Origin of the sequence: Flavobacterium sp. 90 (assembly GCF_004339525.1) — a bacterium.
Classification (GTDB): domain Bacteria; phylum Bacteroidota; class Bacteroidia; order Flavobacteriales; family Flavobacteriaceae; genus Flavobacterium.
On the sequence record NZ_SMGE01000001.1, the window covers coordinates 1,142,686 to 1,163,954 of the forward strand.

Sequence of the window (21,269 nt, forward strand, 5' to 3'; positions counted from 1 at the left end):
GCAATGAGCACATTTTCAATTTTTTTAGTTTTAATCACAATAGTTTGTTTTCTATTGATCGTAGTAATCATGGTTCAAAACCCTAAAGGAGGCGGATTATCGTCTACTATCAGCGGAACTCAAATGTTAGGTGGAGTACAAAAAACAACAGACTTTTTAGATAAAAGTACTTGGACACTAGCAACTATTTTGATTGCTTTAATTTTGCTTTCAAGCTTAAGCTTTACAGGATCATTAAGCGATACTGATTCTAAAATTATCGAAAAAACGGAAGCTCCTGCTAATACACCAGCTGCTCCGACTCAACAAACTCCTGCTCCGGCAGCTCCTGCAGCAAAATAATAATTTTGATATAGATATAAAATGCCAGCCTGTCAAAGCTGGCATTTTTTTTAAGAAATAATGTCAGTTTTTAGAGCATGGCACAATTTCTGAAATCCAATAGAACATATAAAACGTATAACTTATAATAAATATAAAAGATAAAATCATGGCCTTAAACATTAAACCGCTTTCAGATCGCGTACTTATTGAGCCTGTTGCAGCTGAAACTAAAACTGCCTCAGGTATTTTTATTCCCGATACTGCCAAAGAAAAACCACAAAAAGGAACTGTTGTAGCTGTTGGTAATGGATCTAAAGATCACACTATGACCGTAAAAGTTGGCGATACTGTACTTTATGGTAAATATGCAGGAACAGAATTAAAACTTGAAGGAACTGATTATTTGATTATGCGCGAAGATGATATCTTAGCGATAATCTAAAATTGCTGTAAGTATTAAGTTCTAAGTATAAAACCTCAGTAACTTGAAACAAACCAAACATTAAACAAAATTAACTCAGCAGTAGAAAAGGCTTAAAGCCTAAAGCCTACTGCCTAAAGCAAAAAAAATGGCAAAAGATATAAAATTTGATATTGAAGCACGTGACGGATTAAAACGTGGTGTTGATGCATTAGCAAATGCTGTAAAAGTAACTCTTGGACCAAAAGGTCGTAATGTAATTATTGGAAAATCATTTGGTGGACCAACTGTTACTAAAGATGGTGTTTCTGTTGCAAAAGAAATCGAATTAAAAGACCCATTAGAAAATATGGGCGCGCAAATGGTTAAAGAAGTTGCTTCTAAAACCAATGATTTAGCGGGTGACGGAACTACAACTGCTACAGTTTTAGCTCAGGCAATCGTAAAAGAAGGTCTTAAAAACGTTGCTGCAGGTGCAAATCCAATGGACTTGAAACGTGGTATCGATAAAGCTGTTGAAGCTATCGTTGCTGACCTTGCAAAACAAGCTAAAGTTGTTGGAAGTGATTCTGATAAAATCAAACAAATTGCTTCTATCTCTGCAAATAATGACGAAGTTATTGGTGAATTAATTGCAACTGCTTTCGCTAAAGTAGGAAAAGAAGGTGTTATTACTGTTGAAGAAGCTAAAGGAACTGACACTTTTGTGGATGTTGTTGAAGGTATGCAGTTTGACAGAGGATATCTTTCTCCTTACTTCGTAACAAACCCAGAGAAAATGGAAGTTGAATTAGACTCTCCATACATCTTATTATACGACAAAAAAGTTTCTTCTTTAAAAGAATTACTTCCAGTTTTAGAGCCAGTTGCTCAATCAGGAAAACCATTATTGATTATTGCTGAAGATGTTGACGGAGAAGCACTTTCTACATTAGTAGTAAACAAATTAAGAGGTGCTCTTAAAATTGCTGCTGTAAAAGCTCCTGGTTTTGGAGACAGAAGAAAAGCAATGTTAGAAGATATCGCAATCTTAACTGGTGGAACTGTAATTTCTGAAGAAAGAGGTTATACTCTTGAAAATACAACTATCGAAATGTTAGGAACTGCAAAAAGAGTTTCTATCGATAAAGACAACACAACTATTGTAAGTGGTGCTGGTGAAGCTGATATTATCAAAAACAGAGTTAACCAAATTAAAGGTCAGATGGAAACTACTACATCTGATTATGATAAAGAAAAATTGCAAGAACGTTTGGCTAAATTAGCTGGTGGTGTTGCTGTTCTTTATGTTGGTGCAGCTTCTGAGGTTGAAATGAAAGAGAAAAAAGACAGAGTTGATGATGCTTTACACGCAACTCGTGCTGCTGTTGAAGAAGGAATTGTTGCTGGTGGTGGTGTTGCTTTATTAAGAGCAAAAGCTGCATTAGCAGCAATTAAAGCTGACAACGCTGATGAAGCAACAGGAATTCAGATTGTATCTCGCGCCGTTGAATCTCCATTAAGAACTATTGTTGAAAATGCTGGACTTGAAGGTTCTGTAGTTGTAGCAAAAGTTGCTGAAGGTTCTGGTGATTTTGGATATAATGCTAAAACTGACGAATATGTAGATATGCTTAAAGCTGGAATTATTGATCCTAAAAAAGTAACTCGTGTTGCATTGGAAAATGCTGCGTCTGTTGCCGGAATGATCTTAACTACAGAATGTGCATTAATTGATATTAAAGAAGAAAGCGCTGGCGGAATGCCAATGGGTGGCGGTATGCCAGGAATGATGTAATCATTCTTAACTTCTTAAAAATTGAAACGCCGGATATTTTATCTGGCGTTTTTTTTTGCCACAGATTTTAAAGATTAAAAAAGATTTTTTTTTCGCCACGAATTCCACGAATTTTCACGAATTATTTTCCTATCGATACTGCTAAAAAAATTAGTGCAGATTCGTGAATTCGTGGCAAATCCTTTTATTTTATAATTGTTTAACATTCTGTTTTTCATTAAAATTCCTGTTATTGATACCTTTGTAATTCAATTAAAATTGCAAAATGAGAAAATTTACAACTCAGGTATTACTTTTTACATTCTTACTTCTTACCGCTTTTTCCTATTCTCAAACTAATAAAGATACTTATGTTGTTTTAGTTTCTATGGATGGATTTCGTTGGGATTATGCGAAACATTTCAAACTTCAGAATCTTGATAAAATAGCAAAAGAAGGTGTTCATGCCAAATCTATGCGCCCTTCTTATCCAAGTAAAACTTTCCCGAATCATTATTCTATTGTAACGGGACTTTATCCGGATCATCACGGTATCATCAACAATGTTTTTTATGACTCTGCTTTAAACGAATCTTTTTCATTGTCTACAAATGCCAAAAATGATTCTCGTTTTTACGGCGGAAATCCTATTTGGAATGTTGCCGAACAACAAGGTGTAAAATCAGCTTCTTTCTTTTGGCCAGGATCAGATACAGACAAAAAAAGACCGAGTATTTACAAAAACTATGATGATAAAATTCCTTTCGAAACCAGAATTGATACCGTTATAAAATGGCTTCAGCTTCCTGAAAAACAACGTCCTCATTTAATTACTTTATACTTTGATGAACCGGATCATACCGGACATTCTTTTGGGCCTCTTTCAAAAGAAAATGAAAAAATGGTTCATAAAATGGATACAATTATCGGAAAATTATCATCTAAACTCGATCAATTAGCTATCGGAAAACAAATTAACTTAATTATCGTTTCAGATCACGGAATGGCAACTATCAGTAACGATAAAAAAGTAGTCATTCTGGATTATCTAAAACCGGAATGGCTAGGATATAAAGCCGTAATCAACCCAATTATGAGTCTTGAAGCAAAACCCGGATATCAGGATTCTATCGCAAAAGCATTGAAAAAAGTACCTCATATCAAATTCTGGAAATCAAGTGAAGTTCCTAAAAGATTACATTATGGTACAAATCCCAGAGTTCATGATTTTGTTATTGAAGCTAAAAAAGGATATAGTTTAGCAAAAGACAAAACTCAGGATACAAAAGGCGGAACTCATGGTTACGACAACAGAACAAAAGATATGCAGGCAATTTTCTATGCAAAAGGTCCAGCATTCAAAGTAGATAAAGAAGTTGGCTCATTTCAAAACGTTTCAGTTTATCCTTTAATTGCTCATATTTTAGGTTTACAAATTGATGAAGTTGATGGAAAATTTAGTGAAGTAAAAAATATGCTGAAGAATTAGAAAATGTGCCAATTAGAGAATTTGATAATTAGAGAATTAAATTGAAAAACGCCAAATAGAAAATTCTATTTGGCATTTTTTTATCTCTAATTAAAAAACGCAACACATTGAAAACAAAATATTTAAAAACATAAAAGTATTTTATTTAACTTTAAGGATATTCCAAAGTTGTTTTTATTCGTAAACTAAAAATCCATCAAATGAAAAAAATGCTTAGCCTTATATTTCTGCTTACTTTAATAAGTTGTAAAAAAGAAATTGCCAATCCTGCTGATTCGATTTATTTTGGAGGCGATATTATAACGATGGAAGGCAATAAGCCAAATTATGCAGAGGCCGTTGCAATTAAAGAAGGTAAAATTATTTTCGTTGGATCAAAAACTGAAGCAGAAAAATTTCATGGTGACAAAACTCAAATGAATGATTTGCAAGGAAAAACATTACTTCCTGGATTTATAGATGCTCACGGTCATGTATGGAATGCTGGTTTTCAAGCTGTATCTGCAAATTTACTTCCAGCTCCGGATGGTACGGGAAACGATATTCCGACGCTTATTTCTTTATTAAAAGAATGGAATGCTAAAAACCCAAAAGCCGTTGGAAAATATGGTTGGATTGTTGGTTTTGGCTATGATGATGCGCAATTAAAAGAAAAACTTCCTCCTACTGCTGATGATCTCGATAAAGTATCGACAACAGTTCCGGTCTTAATTATTCATCAATCCGGTCATTTGGCGGTTATGAATCATAAAGCTTTAGAATTTGCCGGATATAATGCAAGCACAAAAGATCCTGCAGGCGGTGTAATCCGAAGAAAAGAAGGTTCTCAGGAACCAAATGGCGTTCTGGAAGAAATGGCTATGTTTATTCCGTTATTTAAGATTATGGGAACACTCGATCAAACTGCAAACGTAAAAATTGCAGAAGCAGGAATTGCAGCTTACACAAAATTTGGTTTTACAACAGCACAAGAAGGTCGCGCGAGTAGTGATGCTTGCAACACTTGGAAGAAATTAGCAGATGAAGGAAAACTTTCTATCGATGTTGCTGCTTATCCTGATATTCAAAGTCAAATGCAGTATATGAAAGCTAATGGTGTTCAAAAAAACTATACAAATCATTTTAGAATTGCCGGTGTAAAACTTTCGCTTGACGGATCTCCACAAGGAAAAACAGCTTGGCTTACAAAACCATACAAAGTTCCGCCTCCGGGAAAACCAAATACTTATGCGGGTTATCCAGCTTTTCCAAAAGAAAGCGATGCTATAGCTCTTGTTGATTCTGCATATGCTAATAACTGGCAAATTTTGGCGCATTGCAATGGCGATGCTGCGATTGATGAATTTATAAAAGCAGTAAGAAATGCTACCAATCTCTACGGATCAAAGGATAGAAGAACTGTTGCGATACATGCTCAAACCGTACGTTTTGATCAACTTGATTCTATGAAAGTTTTAAAAATTATACCATCTTTTTTCGGAATGCATACGTATTATTGGGGCGATTGGCACAGAGACGAAACTTTAGGAAAAGAAAGAGCTTATCGTATTTCGCCAGCTGCGACGGCATTAAAAAAAGGAATGATTTTCACAGAACATCATGATGCTCCTGTAGCGCTTCCAAACAGTATTATGATATTATATTCTACAATAAACAGAATCAGCAGATCTGGTGATGTCATTGGTCCTGATGAAAGAATTAGTCCTTATGATGCTTTGCGATCTATAACAATCTGGGCAGCGTATCAATATTTTGAAGAGAATTCAAAAGGTTCTATCAAACAAGGTAAACTAGCTGATTTTGTTATTTTGGATAAAAATCCTTTAAAAATTGATCCAAAGAAGATTATAGATATAAAGGTTTTGCAAACTATCAAAGAAGGAAAAACTGTCTTTAAATTTACTAATTAGATAATGAGTCAATTAGAAAATTAGAAAATTTCCAGATTGCGCATAATCATTATCTAATTTTCTAATTGACTCATTATCTAATTTAAGAAACGACCTTATAAGTTGGATCTTCAATTATATTTACTTTGATTACTGCTTCTGCATTTTTAAGCAATTCTCTGCAATCCGGGCTTAAATGTTGTAATTCGATTACTTTATCTAATTGATTGTATTTCTTAGTCAAATTATTCAATGCTTCGATTGCTGACATATCGGATACACGGCTTTCTTTAAAATCAATAATTACACGATTTGGGTCGTTTGCTACATCAAACTTTTCGATAAAAGCCGAGATTGAACCAAAAAATAATGGTCCAAAAATTTCGTAATGCTTCACTCCTGCTTCATCAATAAAATGTCGGGCACGAATTCTTTTGGCACTTTCCCAAGCAAAAACCAAAGCTGAAATTATTACACCAATCAAAACAGCCAAAGCCAAGTTGTGCAATAAAATTGTAATCACTGCAACCAAAATTCCGACAAAAATATCGTGTTTAGGCATTTTGTTTATGATTCTGAAACTTGCCCATTCAAAAGTTGTAATTGCAACCATCATCATCACACCAACTAAAGCTGCCATTGGTAATTTTCCAATTACCGGCGCTCCAAAAAGTATGATTAATAAAATAGTCAAAGAAGCAATTATTCCCGAAAGTCGAGCTCTTGAACCAGCAGAAAGATTTACAAGAGTCTGAGCAATCATTGGACATCCGCCCATTCCGAAAAAGAAACCATTTAATATATTTGAACTTCCCTGAGCGATACATTCTCTATTACTATTACCTCGGGTTCCGGTAATTTCATCGACTAGATTTAGCGTAAGCAAACCTTCGGTTAATCCAACAGCTGCAACAATTACCGAATACGGAAAAATCACTTTTAAAGTCTCAAAAGAAAGTGGAATATTTGGAATATGAAAAGGAGGAAATCCTCCTTGAACTGAGGCAATATCTTCAACTGTTTTGGTTTCGATATTAAATAAAATTACGATTGCAAACACGACTAATATCGCGACCAAAGAAGCTGGAATCGTTTTTGTTAGTTTTGGAAAAAGCAAAACAATTGCAATTGTAAATGCTACCAAACCTAGCATTATATACAAAGGAGTTCCTTGCAACCAGGAAACCTGACCATTAATTACGGTTTTAAACTGTTCTAGTTGCGACATAAAAATGACAACTGCCAAACCATTTACAAAACCAAACATAACAGGCTGAGGAACTAATCTGATGAACTTTCCTAGTTTAAAAAGTCCAATACAAATTTGCACCACACCTCCGAGCGCAACTGCTGCAAAAACATATTCGATTCCGTGAGATTTCATCAAAGCAATTAAAACAATAACTGTTGCTCCGGCTCCACCTGAAATCATTCCGGGTCTTCCGCCAAAAATAGCTGTAACCAAACCAGCAATAAAAGCTGCATACAAACCTACAAGTGGCGGAAATCCCGCCAAAATAGCAAATGACAGCGATTCAGGAATCATAGTCATAGCAACTGTTAGACCTGCTAAAATTTCATTTCTGTAATTGACTTTTTGAGTAAAGTCAAAGAGTTGGAAAGCTTTTTTCATAAGGGCACAAATTTAGAAAAATAATATGCACAAATAGAACAAAACCTAGTGTTGCTATGAGGAATTATTAAAACTTTAAATTATTTTAAAAATCGTTCTACCAAAAGTAAGAAACATGAAATAATGAAATTGATCATAATACAGTTATTCTAATTTTATACAAATATATCCCAGACAATTTACGTAATCAATTATGTTTTTGGGTTCTAAATTGGTGCCTTCAACTCTTAATATTTTATCACAATCTTCTAAATCAAAATTGATTTTATAATTTGGAAATTGGGTTTGAATAACAGCAATAATGTAATTTTTGTCTGCTTCTTTTTGAACATTTGTTTTAAAAACTTCAACAATCATAATTGCTAATTTTAATACTATTTAATCTAAAATCAAAAACTACTTTTAAAACGGATTATACGAAATTCCAAATCTAAAATACCCTTGCGCATCTTCCTTTTGATCATATACATACTTAGACGTTCGTTCGCCCTTTTCTGTTACACGCGCACTCACAACATTATTAACACCTCCTTTAATTATTCCGATAATTTTTGGTGTAAACCTATATTCATAGGTAATTCCTGATTTTAATTCCAGTTGATTTAATTCATAAATTCCTTTCAGTTTTGGGTTGTTCAGATTTAAATAAAAACTCTCCGAATTCAATTCTGTCCCTAAAGAGATCCTTCCATTTTCCAGTAATTCTCTTCTAAAAAATAATCGTTGCGGTAAAATAAAATCGATATCCCATTTTGAGTTTTCGAACTTATGATTGTAAGTCAAAAGTGGCGTAACCGGAATAATCGCCGAAGGATCCAGCATTACCAAAGCTCCAACAGTTAGAGTTGTATTGGCATTTCTTTTTAGAACAATATTGGCGGTTACAAAACCTTTTACACGCTGAAAACCATCCTGACTCCCGTCTGCAGTTGCAGTAGCATTATAAATAACAGGTTTATGAAAAAGCGTCGAAACATAAGTAGCACTTAAAGCCGCAGCAAAAAAATGAATTTCTTCTTTTTCGCGAGTATAAGTTGTTGCTGAATTGTAATTATAAATATCTCCAAATTCATAGGTTTCATATTTATAACGAAGTGAACTTGTCAGAACAAACCGTTTAGATTTTGAGGAAAAAAAAGGTACATTAATGGCTGCTTTAAATCTATTATGACTTTCGATTCTACCTCTTTCAAATCGATCTCCAAAAAGCTTCGAATCAAAATTGGAGGGACCTAATTGTTCGTATTGTACGTCTAAAATTCTTGTAGTCGGAAATTTATCGGTTACTACTTTTACAACAGTTTTTATAGGAGCATCTTTTTCCTGAGCAATCGCCCTGATAGATACAAATACAAATAAAACGCAAATGACTTTTGTTTTCATAGCACCAATAATTTTTAAAGTTTGTTTTTGAAAAAAGGTTTAAATTTCAGGGCAAATGTAATCGTGAAGCACTGATTATTAAAGCTTAATTATACAAGTGGCGTATTATTTATACCAATGGCGTTTGTATAATTCTGGCTGATAAAAAAGCTAAAACTATACTATTTCGCTAATTTTGCCGTTATGACGATTCTCAAAATATATCAGAACTTTTTTCTTAGAAACCTCATCGTTCATGTATTGTTAATTGCGGTTATTTTAGCCTGTGTGTATGACGAAATACGATTAGACGGTCATGATTTCTCTTATATGATTAGCAAAATTACTGTAGGTTATTTTCCGTGTATTATCTGGGTTACGATTTTTAATCTTTTTATTATCAAACCTTTTTTGTTCAAAAAAAAGCTAAAAACATTCTTTATCCTTTTTGCTTTCTATTGGATTGCTTTTTACTTTTTTATGAATTGGTTTTTCCCTTTGGTTGGTCTTGGAAACTTCAAAACTCTTCAAATATTATCGCTTATTATTAACGGTACATTTTTTTATTTTATTCATATCGTAATTATGAAAAAAGTTTCCCAAACAGATAAGGATATTATGAATTACAAATCAGAACTTTCGTTTTTAAAACAGCAGCTCAATCCTCATTTTTTGCTTAATGCAATGAATAATTTATATGGAGAATCTCTAACTGAGCCTGATAAATTGCCGGATAGAATTTTGAATCTTTCAGATATGCTTCGTTATCAAATTGAAGCCACTAAAAAAGATTATGTCCTGGTTGCTGAAGAAATTAATTTTGTCAAAAAATATATTGAATATTATACATTTCGAAATGAAAGATTAAATGTGACTCAAAACTATGCAGGCGATTTTAACAACATCAATATTCCTCCCTTATTCTTTTTACCTTTGGTAGAAAATGCTGTTAAGTTTTCTGGTGAAACTGCGGAGCCATTTATTCTTTTGGACTTAAAAGTAAAATCACGACATTTATCTTTTACTCTGAAAAATAATTATTTAGAATCAGGTTCCAGACTTTCGGGAACAGGAATTGGAATTGAAAATCTAAAAAGACGTCTTGAAGTCTACGGTTTGAAACATGAACTGAGCTGCAAAAAAGAAAAAAATACTTTTAGCGTAAAATTGAATATATGGGACTTACCTATCGTTGCCTGATCATTGACGACGAATCGCCTGCACACAAAGCGCTGGCTTCGCATATTGCAAAATGTGACGATCTGGAATATTCCGGAAGCGCCTTTAGTGGTATGGAAGCGGTAAAAATGCTCAATGAAAACAAATATGATATTATTTTCCTTGACATTAATATGCCTGTAATTTCCGGTATTGAATTAATGGAATTACAACCCAACCGTCCAATAACTATTGTTACCACAGCCTATTCTGACTTTGCACTTTCGGCGTACCAAAATGATGCAATTGATTATTTACTAAAACCTATTTCATTCGAAAAATTCTCTAAGGCGATCGAAAAGGCCAAAACCTTTTATTCCGGAAAAAGTATAAAAAAAGAAAATACCGCTAGTGAAAGATCTCTTTCATATCGTGCCAATGGTCAAATGATTGATATGCTTTTGAGTGATATTTTCTATATCGAAAGCCTGGGTAATTACATGAAATTGTATAGCAAAAAATTAAAATCTCCTCAAATCATCTACGGCTCACTCTCCAGCATTTCTGATGAGATCAACAGCACCAACTTTATTCAAGTACATCGTTCTTATATTGTAAACGCTAACGAAATTTCTTCGAAAACTTTCAAAACACTTACGCTTTCCAATGGAGAAATTATTCCTGTAGGAAGGAAATATCAAATTTTATTAGACAGCTTTTTTAAATAAATTTTAAATCTAATAAAATTTCCTTAAGCAATATTCTCAAGTCCACCTGGAAATGGTCTGTAGGCGTAATAATGTAAGACCTCTTCGATTGCTTTTTTTAGTGCTTCGTTTATGGGTAGTAACGTCATTCCCATTTTGAAATCAATTTGTGCGAGCTTCATATAATAATCAGTAAAAATGGGTACATATTGTCCCTTATTAATTGCCTCTTCACTTTTATTAAAGTTTTGCTGTTGCTCTTCTTTAATTATTGTACAGGTTGCCAACCTTAGTTTTCCATATTTGTCTGTGTTTGCAGCATAACCAAAAAGACGGCATATTAATCCGCGATAACGATAATTACTGCAACTTCCTTTATGATGTTCTAATACGGAAAGTGGCCGATATAAAAGACAGTTTTTACTAATCGAATTGTTTAATTCTTCTAAGGTTTCTTCAGCTTTACCATTTAAAAACAAATGAAACGCCCAAGGCAAAAATTCTAATGGAGAAGCATCTATGTTTGGTTTAGAACAACATTTACCGCAACCTGCATTACAATACAAATGAGTTTCAGATTTAAATGCGGAAATTTCAATTTCAAGGCGCTCAAACAATTCCTCAACCAGCCGAACTTTTTGTTCTATTGCCATCTTTTTTTCGTAAGGTAGACTAATAGAAATTGCTCCTGCCAGAAGTGTAGTTTTATTGTGAATAGTTTGTGCATTTATTCCTCTAACAATAATTAATATGGTTATGCAAATGTTTCCTTTACTCCTCAAAAAATCCTACTAAAAAGCTGCAAAACAAAAGCTGCTACTTTCTAAAAGCTTATAATTCAAAACAACCATAAATCTTTTCTTTAAAAAAAACCTTTACTAAAACAATTTTTCCTACATAAATAATTATATTCGCAACGCCACTAATCGTTTAAATAATTGTAGAAAATGACCATTTTTAAGTTCCTATTTAGAAAATCAGATTTAGAATGCCCCAGATGTTTAGGAAAGACTTTCGTTGATTGGGATGATATAAAACGTTTAGACAAACAACTAAAATGGACACCTGCGCCTTGTGCATATTGCCTTGGCACTGGAAGAGTTTCTAAAGAAATACTGTCAAATGTTCCTGTAGACTATACTTATCTCACTATAGATTTGCCGGAATCAGAAATGGACAAAATAAAAGAAGGTAATGAAGAAACACTCGAAAAAGGAAGGCAACGCGATCTTTTTTTAGACAATCTGATAAAATATGCCGAGCATCATTATTCTAATAATAAAATGGATGCAATAAGTATTGCAGATTTATATCTAAACACTGAAGATGAAAGTGCTTTATTTTCGCTGGAAAGAAAAAATCTAATACAATTTATTGAAAAAGTAATCGAATTTAAAAAAACGAAGTGAATTAATCAAAGCTACATTTTTTCATTTGCGTCGAAAAGTCTTCATTTCAAAAATTATAAATACTTCAAAAACACGTATAAATACGCATTGTCAGATCTTTATTAAGTGGTAAAATTGCGCTAAATAATTTTACTTTTAAAATATGGTTTTCCTTAAAAGGAAGATTATAAAAATGCTGTCATTTTTTTTGGAACAATTAAAGTGAGATTTCTAATCGATACCATCGATTAAAAGTCTCACTTTTTTTATTCATAAAAGAATCTACTTTGCTCCTTTTGAACTTCAAAACCTTTGAGTCTTTACAAAAAAACCTTGTATCTTTGAGCCTTAGTACCTCAGAACCTACAAAATATGACACGAGAACATTATATTCCCTTTAACAAGGAATTCTTACTCGAACAACAAATAAATACTTTCGCCGAAGACCAAGAAAAAGTTGATGATTTTAAAAAATTGTTTGATATAATCGAGCATTATTTTCATTATGAAGCTTTTAATTTAAACCGAAATCTTAAGCAAAACTATGCTTTGTTTGATCCGGACTTGAGCCTTAAAGAGCGAAAAGGTTTTATAGGCAAAAGTGATTTTTCGGTTTTTAAAGAGACATTACTTACGGTTTTAGAACAGGGAAATTATATTCGTATTGATCAGGAAACTTTAGATAAAGCATTTCAGGATTCTGATTTGATTGGTTTAAAACTTTCTATAGATTTTAATGCTTTTCAGGACTATGAATTATATGTTCGCGGACATCATAAATCGAAAGAAAAAGTGAAGAAATATTTCTTTTGGAAGAAAGAAATTGAAATCGAATATTACGATCGTGTCATGATTTATCTGCATTATAATGACACTCATTTTTTAAAGCAAAACAAAGTCAAATTAGGAAAAATGCCTATCGAACCAGGATCTGTCGTTTTAAAAATCTTTAAACGGGTTCCTAAAAATGATATTGAAACTATTTTTCCAAATGCAATTCCTAGAATGTCAACCACAGATAAATTACTGTTGTGGATTCCTGGAATTTTTGGTGGAATTTCATTGTTAAGTACAAAAGTAATTCCGGCTTTGATTAGCATGTATGACGCTTATGAAACGGGTGAAGCCATTGATTTGCTAAACAGTAAAACGTCGCTAAATCAAGGTTTAATTGCGCTGGGAATTTTGTCACTTTATTTGTTTCGTCAGTACAACAACTTTGTAAATAAGAAAATTAAATATTCTAAAATACTTTCCGACAGTCTTTATTTTAAGAATCTCGGAAACAATAGTGGTGCTTTTTATTCTCTATTAAACTCTTCTGAAGAAGAAGTCCTTAAGGAAACCATTTTGGCTTATACATTTTTATACAAAAGCAACAAACCTCTTACTGCAGAAGAATTGGACTTTCAAATTGAATCCTGGTTTGAAACAAAGCTGAAAACTAATCTTGATTTTAATGTAAAAAACGCATTAGAAAAATTAAAAAACATTGGTCTTGGTATCGAAACCAATGAAAAATGGGAAGTTCTTCCGCTTGATCAGGCGTTGATTAAAATCGATGAATTATGGGATGGTGTTTTTGAGTATAATCAGCAACAGATTTTTTGATTTATTGGATGTTCTCAATAAATTAAACGAACTAAAACTCTTCACACTTTTTATCAACATAAAAGAAATTTTATTAGATTTACGTATACCTAAATCAAAACAAATGAGAACATTAGAACAATGGTTTGAAGAATATGCAGTAAGTCATCAAAATCCAAAAAACAAGGCGATTCATTACGTTTGTGTACCTGCAATCTTTTTTTCGATAGTTGGTTTATTAATGAGTATTCCAAGTGGTTTTATTGCTAATACTTTAAAACTAAATGCTCCTATTATTGAAAACTGGGCGGTTGTTGTTCTTCTTTTTGTTCTTGTTTTTTATATCCGATTATCAGTTGCAATGGCTATTAAAATTGCCATTTTTTCTGCAATTTGTCTGGTTGCAAATTATTATATCGGACAGGTATTCCCATTATGGATTTTTTCGATTGGAGTTTTTGTTATCGCTTGGATCGGGCAATTCTACGGACACAATATTGAAGGAAAAAAACCTTCTTTCTTAAAAGACCTTCAATTTTTAATGATCGGTCCGGCTTGGGTGGTAGAAAATTTGTTTTCCAAAAAATAAGTACTGATTAACTATACAATTTTTATCTTCTTCTTTTTTGGCAGTATTGTGTTTAAGCATTGGAATTTTGCGAGATTAATTTTATTTTCTAAAAGCTTAACTTAATGACATTGCCCTGGCCCAGACAGTAACGGCATCCTTTGATGGTGGTCCCGAAGCCTCAGGGCACCATTAAAGATATAGTGAATGGCTGGAAAAAGCTCCTGAATAAAAAAATGGAACAAAAAAGATATACTTCCCTTTGTTCCATTTTTCGTTTCGATTAAATACACATTCGATTATATTACAAGATTAGATAATTATTCATTTCTTGTAATAAAATTAGTTCTATATTAGTACTTTTTGATCAAAAATATTAAGAAATGATATTAAAGATACTTTTGGAGAGCGCTGTACCTGTTTTAATTCTTTTACCTATAACTTTTATTTTTGCAAAGGATAAAAATCAAATTAAAACCATTGGCCTTTTTGTATTAATCTTTATTTGTTATCAAATACTTCTAAAAATTCCATTAGAATATAAAGAATTTCAGATCATAAGTGGAAAAAGAAACTGGACGGGAAAACTATTTGGAATTTCTTTTGGCTTATTGACCTATTTATTATTGTATCATAAACTAAAACCTTTTAATTTCTTACGTTTTAAGCAAGATAAAAAGGCTTTGCTAAAGACAATTTTAGTCTCATCAATATTGATTTGCACTGCTTTTTTCTCTTACTTCGATACTCGTATAGATTTTAATATTGAGATTCTTGCTTTTCAATTGACAATGCCTGGAATTGATGAAGAAATTATGTTTAGAGGTATTCTTCTAGCACTTTTATTAATCTGTTTACAAGACAAAATTAGAATTAAAGAAAAGACTTTTGGTAATCCAGGTATCCTGATTATTGGTATTCTGTTTGGTCTTGTACATGGATTTAGTATAACAGATGGTCTCGAATGGAAGTTTGAATTTTATCCATTTATATGGACCTCTGTGTCTGGTTATATTTTGAGTTGGATAACTGTAGAAACCAAAAGTATTTTGCTTCCGATATTATCACACAACATGATTAATTTTATACAGACTTTGATGAAAATGATAAAATAAAAAAGCAAGGCAACACATTACATATTACCTTGCTTTTTTATTTTATTCTACTTTTTTATTACAATTTGTAATTCAACCCAATTTCAAAAGTATTATTTGCATAAGCTCCCAAACTACCAAAATATTTAGAGTAAGCCAGAAAAACACCTAAGTCTTCGACTGAGATTCCAAACGCTGTAGATACTGTTTTATTGGTATGATAAAAAGCTGATAAGTTCATCTTATAATCTGGAAAATTAAATCTTCCCCCCATGTCTAAAATATCTTTGTGCCCTTTAATACCTCTATAAGCAACCAATGGCTCAATATTTAAGTTTTCATCCTCATTTGACAATAAAAACTTGTAACTGACAGCGGAATAAAAAGTAGAACGATCTGCATAATTTTTAATGCCATTATCATTTTCATAGAAGAGATTATGAAGTTTTGGCAATGATGCTTGAACAGTAAGCAATCTCGTGGTATAAGCAATACCCAAATCTCCGTCAAAAATAGCTCCTTCGTTATAATTCTGTAATGCAATATCATCCATATTTCCTATTACCTTGTTGTAATCTATAGAAGAAAATTTTGCTCCTGCAGACAATCCAAAATGGATTTTTTGATCAACTCCTATTGGCAGATGATATGCGTAGGTCGCCATTATTCTTGTTCTATTGATTAAACCAGCTCTATCACTATTAACATTTAACCCTAATCCAGTTCTGTTTCCAGAATTGTATTCGAAGGTTGCATTCATCAATATCGGATTCCCCGGAACTTCATCCCATTGTCTTTGGTAACCAATATTAAATTTCATTCCTTGCTCTAACCCTGCCATTGCAGGGTTGTTAATATATTGATTTTGAAAATACATGGACTCGTATTCTGTCAACTGCGCATTTGCGGAGTTTGTTCCTAATATAAGCAGGAACATAATTGCCTGTATATAGATTGCTTTCATTGATTTTATTTTCATTGTATTCATTTCTGTGTGGTTATCTTCTAACCATTTTACTATTCTTATTTATTTTGCCCTTAATTATTGTCTCTAATAATTGTAATGAATCCTTTAAGTTTAGGTGACCCATTTCCTAGATCAATTAAATAGTAATAAGTATCCTCATTAAGCGGAGATCCTTTATAAGTACCATCCCAAGAATTGTCATAATGCTCTTTAGAATAAACTAATCGAGCTGCTCTATCAAAAACTTTAACTGAGTTGTTTGGATATTGATCAAGCCCCGGAACTATCCAGTTATCATTTTTACCATCTCCGTTTGGAGTAATAATATTTGTAGGTACTATTGGCTGCGGTACAGCATCTGCTCTATTTACAATAACAATGTATGTATCTATTGTAGTGCCATCTTCAGCTGTAACAACTATTGTAATTTCATTATCTCCTACTTTTAAATCTATCGGAGCAGTCGGATCAATAATTTTTCCATCAACTGTCATTACAACTGTTGCATCTGGATCGATAGTTTTTGGAGTAATTACAATTGAATTCGTTTCATTTGGCACATCTACTTCGTAACCTTTTGTATCTGTATTAAATGGCTTATCTAAAGAACCATCACTTAGTGCAATATCAGATAGTCCAGCATTATCAGAAGGTATAACTGCCGCCTCTTCTCTTGTCACAACTACTGTATAAGTCGTCGTTGTTCCGTCCTCAGCTGTAACTACGGTTTTAATTTCATTTTTACCTACTTCTAAAGGAATTTGTCCTGAAGCAGTTCCGCTAGGAACTGGTTTTCCGTTTACAGTTACCGTTGCTGTAGAATCATCAGTAATTGGTGTAGCTGTTATACTTTCAACATTATTAGGTACGGTAGCAGTATAAGCTGTATTTCCTTCTGTAAAACCAGGCTCTAACTTACCTTGATTAATTACTAAATCTGTTAAACCTGAATTATTAGATAACGGAGCTGCTTCTCTAGTTACAACTACGGTGTAAGTAGTAATAGTTCCATCCTCAGCCTTCACTACAGTAGTTATTTCATTTTTACCAACTTTTAGAGGAAGGTCTGCCGAAGCAGTTCCACTAGGTACAGGTATTCCGTTTACTGTTATTGTTGCTGTCGGATCTGCTGTAACTGCTGTAGCGGTTATACTTTCAATATTATTGGGTACAGTAGTAGTATAAGCCGTATTTCCTTCTGTAAAACCAGGCTCTAACTTACCTTCACTAATAGCTAAATCTGTTAAACCTGAATTATTAGATAACGGAGCTTCTTCTCTTGTAACGATTACAGTATAAGCTTCTTTAGTAGTACCATCTTCTGCTGTAACAAGTATTGTAATTTCATTTTCTCCTACTTTTAAATCAAATGGAGCTGTTGGATCAATAACTTTTCCATCAACTGTCATTACAACCGTTGCATTTGGATCTACCGGGATTGGATTAACTACATAAGTATTAGTCTCATTTGGAACCTCTACTGTATAACGTTTTGTATCTGCATCAAATGGTTTATCTAAAGAACCATCACTAATAACAATATCAGCTAAATCTGCATTACTAGATTTCATCACAGTTAAAATACCTTTTTCAAAAGTAATAGTATAGTTTGAAGAAGCTGCACCACTTACTGTGATATCATATTTTCCTGCTGGGCTGTCTTTAACTACTACTGTTGCAATTATAGGCTTTCTAGTTAAATCTGCTTCAGTTTCTCCGGGAACAAACCCAAAATAACTTAACGTTAAAACTGGATTATCTATACCATGCTCTTTTTCCTTATCATCTGCTTTGATAGTTAAAGCTGCAGGTTTAACATCTAACAATCCTTTATTGTCATATGTAATTGCATAATTTGACGAAACCGCTCCAATAGCTGTAATTGCATATTTTCCTACTACACTTCCTGTAACTGCAATTGTAGCAATTGTAGGTTTTGTAGTTAAACTTGCTTCACTGTCTCCAGGTATAAATCCATCATAACTTACAGCTAAAACTGGATTTACTGATCCGTAAATTTTACTATTATCAATTGTCGTAATAGTTAACTTTGCAGGTTTAACATCTAACAATCCTTTATTGTCATATGTAATTGCATAATTTGACGAAACCGCTCCAATAGCTGTAATTGCATATTTTCCTACTACACTTCCTGTAACTGCAATTGTAGCAATTGTAGGTTTTGTAGTTAAACTTGCTTCACTGTCTCCAGGTATAAATCCATCATAACTTACAGCTAAAACTGGATTTACTGATCCATAAAATTTACTATTATCAATTGTAGTAATTGTTAACTTTGCAGGTTTAACATCTAACAATCCTTTATTGTCATATGTAATTTCATAATTTGGCGAAAGCGCTCCAATAGCAGTAATTGCATATTTTCCTACTACACTTCCTGTAACTGCAATTGTAGCAATTGTAGGTTTTGTAGTTAAACTTGCTTCACTGTCTCCAGGTATAAATCCATCATAACTTACAACTAAAGCTGGATTTACTGATCCATAAAATTTACTATTATCAATTGTAGTAATTGTTAACTTTGCAGGTTTAACATCTAACAATCCTTTATTGTCATATGTAATTGCATAATTTGACGAAACCGTTCCAATAGCTGTAATTGCATATTTCCCTACTACACTTCCTGTAACTGCTACAGTAGTAATTGTAGGCTTTGTAGTTAAATTCGCTTCTGTTTCTCCAGGTATAAACCCATCATAACTTACAGCTAAAACTGGATTTACTGATCCATAAAATTTACTATTATCATTTGTAGTAATCGTTAATTTTACAGGCTTAATAATTAATGCCCCATTTGCTGGCTCATATTTAAACTTATAATTTAATGCTTCTGCTCCATTAGCTGTTATTAAATAAGGACTTCCTACTACTGAACTTCCTTCATTTGCCGTAGTTGTTATTGTAGGTAATTTGGTTAAAACATCTACAGTTTGTTCATTTACAAATCCAGTATAACTTGCTGTTAAACTTGGATTTACTGCCCCATAAAATTTTTCCTTATCATCTACTTTGATAGTCAATTCAGCTTTATCTACAGTACTTATTGCTATTGGTACATTTAAAGTAGTTGTACTATTACTGCTTAAAGCAATATTTCCTAAAGAATAACTTCCCGCAGGAGTTAGCGCTTTTAATCTAACATAAACAGTTGTAGATGCAATAGCACCAACAGCTCCAAGAGTAACTGTGTTAGTAAAATTAGTTCCGTCTGTACTGACTTCAAATTCCGAAGAAGGTGTAACCAAAATTCCTTCAAGCATTGCAATACCAGATATATCAAAGCTCTTTGAATCTGATGGCGTACCATAAGTTGTCGTTAACCCTGATAAGCTATTAGTACTTATTACTATTGTTGGTCCAACATTTACAATACCATTATTAGTAGATACAAAGTATGTATTATTTTTATTGGTAGCATTTGAAAGTGAACTTCCCCATGATCCACCTGAAGCTACTCCAGTACCTAATTTTATATATTTGGCACTATGGACCAAATTTGCAGTAAGATCTGCTACTACTCCTGACGTTAAAGATAAAGTCTCATTTATAGTCGTTTTTGCTCCAAAAGTTTTAGTTCCTGTTCCTGATAATGTAAGGTTATTATAAGTTATGGATCCTGTTCCTAAATTTTGAATTCCTCCATTAAACTCTACTGTACCAGTTCCTGCTACAAAATCACCTCCAGTACCAATTACATTTCCAGAAAATTTTAATGTACTTGATCTCGCATTTAATGTTCCATTAATTCTATTCCAATCGGTAAATGTATGAGTTCTGCCTACTCCAAGATTAAGCGTTCCCTGACCATTCATTATTAATTGTTTTGTATTTATATTTCCTGTAAAAGTTGCTATACCGGCATCTTTATCCATAGAAATACCTTTTGTAGAGGTAAAACCTGCAATACCCTGATTGACTCTGCCTGTCAAATACACATATCCATCAGTTGTAAGTGATCCATTGTTGTTGATAAAATCACCTCCTAAATACAGCCCCGTATTACCAAGTATTAATGACGCATCTTCATCTATCATCAATGGCACACCATCAGCAAATTTTTTATCTAAAACACTACCAGGAATAGTTACTGTACTAGAAATAGTAAGTCCCGGAGTAGAAATTTCAACTCCTCCTTTTGCAATAAATGGACTAACCCATTCCGACCCAACTGTAAAAGATGCTGCTGTATATTGTAATGAAGCATCTACTCCATAAGTTGGTGCTGCAGATACGGTCGCTGCTCCAGCCATGTTAAGTTTACCATTTACAGTTACTTTCGAAGAAATTGTTCTTACACCAGTACCTGAAATCGTCAAATTGTTATAACTATATTCTCCAACACTTCGTGTTCCGGCACCATTATAAGATACCGTTCCAATTTTGTCAGCATTTAATGTACCACCAGTCATTAACCCTCCAATAAATAATCTTCCATCGCCAGAGAAAGTCACATTATTTTGAAGTACAGCGTCATTCATCATAATAGCTCCGGAAACACTAACACTTCCTGTACCAATATTTAAACTACAATCTCTACCATCCATCGTTATTGATGCTGGAGCAAAAGATCCTGATTTTATAGTCAGAACAACAACGCTGCCCGGAATTGAATTTGATAACGTAAGTTTAGCACAAGAAGTTCCTGAAGTGCTAATTACCGGCTGGTTTGCCGTATTCGTTATCAATACATTATCATCAACCGTTGGTTTTTCATCAGAATCCCAATTTTCATCTAATTCCCAAGCGTTGCTTACAGCTCCTGTCCAGGTTTTCAATGTTTGCCCATATCCTATATTGAATAAAAGAAAGGCTAATACGATAAGTAAATTTTTGTTCATTTTTATTTTATTTCTATTCATTTTTGTTTTAAAATTTTATTCCTCTTTTTTAGTTTCTACCTCA

At 33.0% G+C, this 21,269-nt stretch carries 17 protein-coding genes; 11 read left to right on the forward strand and 6 right to left on the reverse strand.

Features of this window, described 5'->3' with window-relative positions:
- Positions 1-3: 3 nt before the first annotated feature.
- The 5 genes from secG to C8C83_RS04510 all read left to right on the forward strand — a co-directional run bounded on the left by secG (position 4) and on the right by C8C83_RS04510 (position 5,900).
- Entirely contained in the window at positions 4-342 is a 339-nt protein-coding gene (gene secG, locus C8C83_RS04490) for a preprotein translocase subunit SecG (protein ID WP_121326617.1), read from the forward strand.
- 148 nt (positions 343-490) lie between these two features.
- On the forward strand, positions 491-766 hold the full coding sequence (locus tag C8C83_RS04495) for a co-chaperone GroES (protein WP_012023920.1): 276 nt from the start codon (positions 491-493) through the stop codon (positions 764-766).
- A gap of 127 nt (positions 767-893) precedes the next feature.
- Entirely contained in the window at positions 894-2,522 is a 1,629-nt protein-coding gene (gene groL, locus C8C83_RS04500) for a chaperonin GroEL (RefSeq protein ID WP_121326618.1), read from the forward strand.
- Between the two features lie 265 nt (positions 2,523-2,787).
- Entirely contained in the window at positions 2,788-3,990 is a 1,203-nt protein-coding gene (locus tag C8C83_RS04505) for an ectonucleotide pyrophosphatase/phosphodiesterase (protein ID WP_121326619.1), read from the forward strand.
- Positions 3,991-4,190: 200 nt separating this feature from the next.
- Positions 4,191-5,900 (forward strand): amidohydrolase, encoded by a 1,710-nt coding sequence (locus tag C8C83_RS04510; protein ID WP_207903539.1) that lies wholly within the window; start codon positions 4,191-4,193, stop codon positions 5,898-5,900.
- Positions 5,901-5,982: 82 nt separating this feature from the next.
- Here the strand turns inward: C8C83_RS04510 and C8C83_RS04515 are convergent, their stop codons facing one another.
- The 3 genes from C8C83_RS04515 to C8C83_RS04525 form a co-directional block, all read right to left on the reverse strand.
- Positions 5,983-7,512: a SulP family inorganic anion transporter gene (locus tag C8C83_RS04515; RefSeq protein WP_121326620.1), complete on the reverse strand. Its 1,530-nt coding sequence runs from the start codon at positions 7,510-7,512 to the stop codon at positions 5,983-5,985.
- A gap of 144 nt (positions 7,513-7,656) precedes the next feature.
- Entirely contained in the window at positions 7,657-7,869 is a 213-nt protein-coding gene (locus C8C83_RS04520; RefSeq protein WP_121326621.1) for a hypothetical protein, read from the reverse strand.
- A 45-nt stretch (positions 7,870-7,914) separates the two neighbouring features.
- Positions 7,915-8,895, reverse strand: a complete 981-nt coding sequence (locus C8C83_RS04525) for a hypothetical protein (RefSeq protein ID WP_121326622.1) — start codon at positions 8,893-8,895, stop codon at positions 7,915-7,917.
- Positions 8,896-9,078: 183 nt separating this feature from the next.
- On the opposite strand from C8C83_RS04525, the gene C8C83_RS04530 reads away from it, so the two are divergent.
- Positions 9,079-10,074, forward strand: coding sequence for a histidine kinase (locus tag C8C83_RS04530; RefSeq protein ID WP_121326623.1), 996 nt, complete (start codon positions 9,079-9,081; stop codon positions 10,072-10,074).
- Positions 10,050-10,760, forward strand: a complete 711-nt coding sequence (locus C8C83_RS04535) for a response regulator transcription factor (RefSeq protein WP_121326624.1) — start codon at positions 10,050-10,052, stop codon at positions 10,758-10,760. Before C8C83_RS04530 ends, C8C83_RS04535 begins: the two co-directional genes overlap by 25 nt.
- A 23-nt stretch (positions 10,761-10,783) precedes the next feature.
- Here C8C83_RS04535 and C8C83_RS04540 read toward each other — a convergent pair whose 3' ends face one another.
- The gene (locus tag C8C83_RS04540) at positions 10,784-11,392 is read right to left on the reverse strand and encodes a YkgJ family cysteine cluster protein (RefSeq protein ID WP_121329950.1); all 609 of its coding nucleotides are present in this window, start codon (positions 11,390-11,392) and stop codon (positions 10,784-10,786) included.
- A gap of 294 nt (positions 11,393-11,686) precedes the next feature.
- Between C8C83_RS04540 and C8C83_RS04545 the strand changes: the two genes are divergently transcribed.
- The 4 genes from C8C83_RS04545 (at position 11,687) to C8C83_RS04560 (ending at position 15,400) form a co-directional block, all read left to right on the forward strand.
- Positions 11,687-12,148, forward strand: a complete 462-nt coding sequence (locus tag C8C83_RS04545) for a hypothetical protein (protein WP_121326625.1) — start codon at positions 11,687-11,689, stop codon at positions 12,146-12,148.
- A 351-nt stretch (positions 12,149-12,499) separates the two neighbouring features.
- The gene (locus C8C83_RS04550) at positions 12,500-13,738 is read left to right on the forward strand and encodes a DUF3754 domain-containing protein (RefSeq protein ID WP_121326626.1); all 1,239 of its coding nucleotides are present in this window, start codon (positions 12,500-12,502) and stop codon (positions 13,736-13,738) included.
- Positions 13,739-13,841: 103 nt separating this feature from the next.
- On the forward strand, positions 13,842-14,306 hold the full coding sequence (locus tag C8C83_RS04555; protein WP_121329951.1) for an Mpo1-like protein: 465 nt from the start codon (positions 13,842-13,844) through the stop codon (positions 14,304-14,306).
- Positions 14,307-14,668: 362 nt separating this feature from the next.
- Positions 14,669-15,400: a CPBP family intramembrane glutamic endopeptidase gene (locus tag C8C83_RS04560; protein WP_121326627.1), complete on the forward strand. Its 732-nt coding sequence runs from the start codon at positions 14,669-14,671 to the stop codon at positions 15,398-15,400.
- 58 nt (positions 15,401-15,458) lie between these two features.
- Here the strand turns inward: C8C83_RS04560 and C8C83_RS04565 are convergent, their stop codons facing one another.
- Entirely contained in the window at positions 15,459-16,343 is an 885-nt protein-coding gene (locus tag C8C83_RS04565) for a PorP/SprF family type IX secretion system membrane protein (RefSeq protein WP_165877223.1), read from the reverse strand.
- A gap of 74 nt (positions 16,344-16,417) precedes the next feature.
- Entirely contained in the window at positions 16,418-21,205 is a 4,788-nt protein-coding gene (locus C8C83_RS04570) for an MBG domain-containing protein (RefSeq protein WP_158598138.1), read from the reverse strand.
- Between the last annotated feature and the right edge of the window lie 64 nt (positions 21,206-21,269).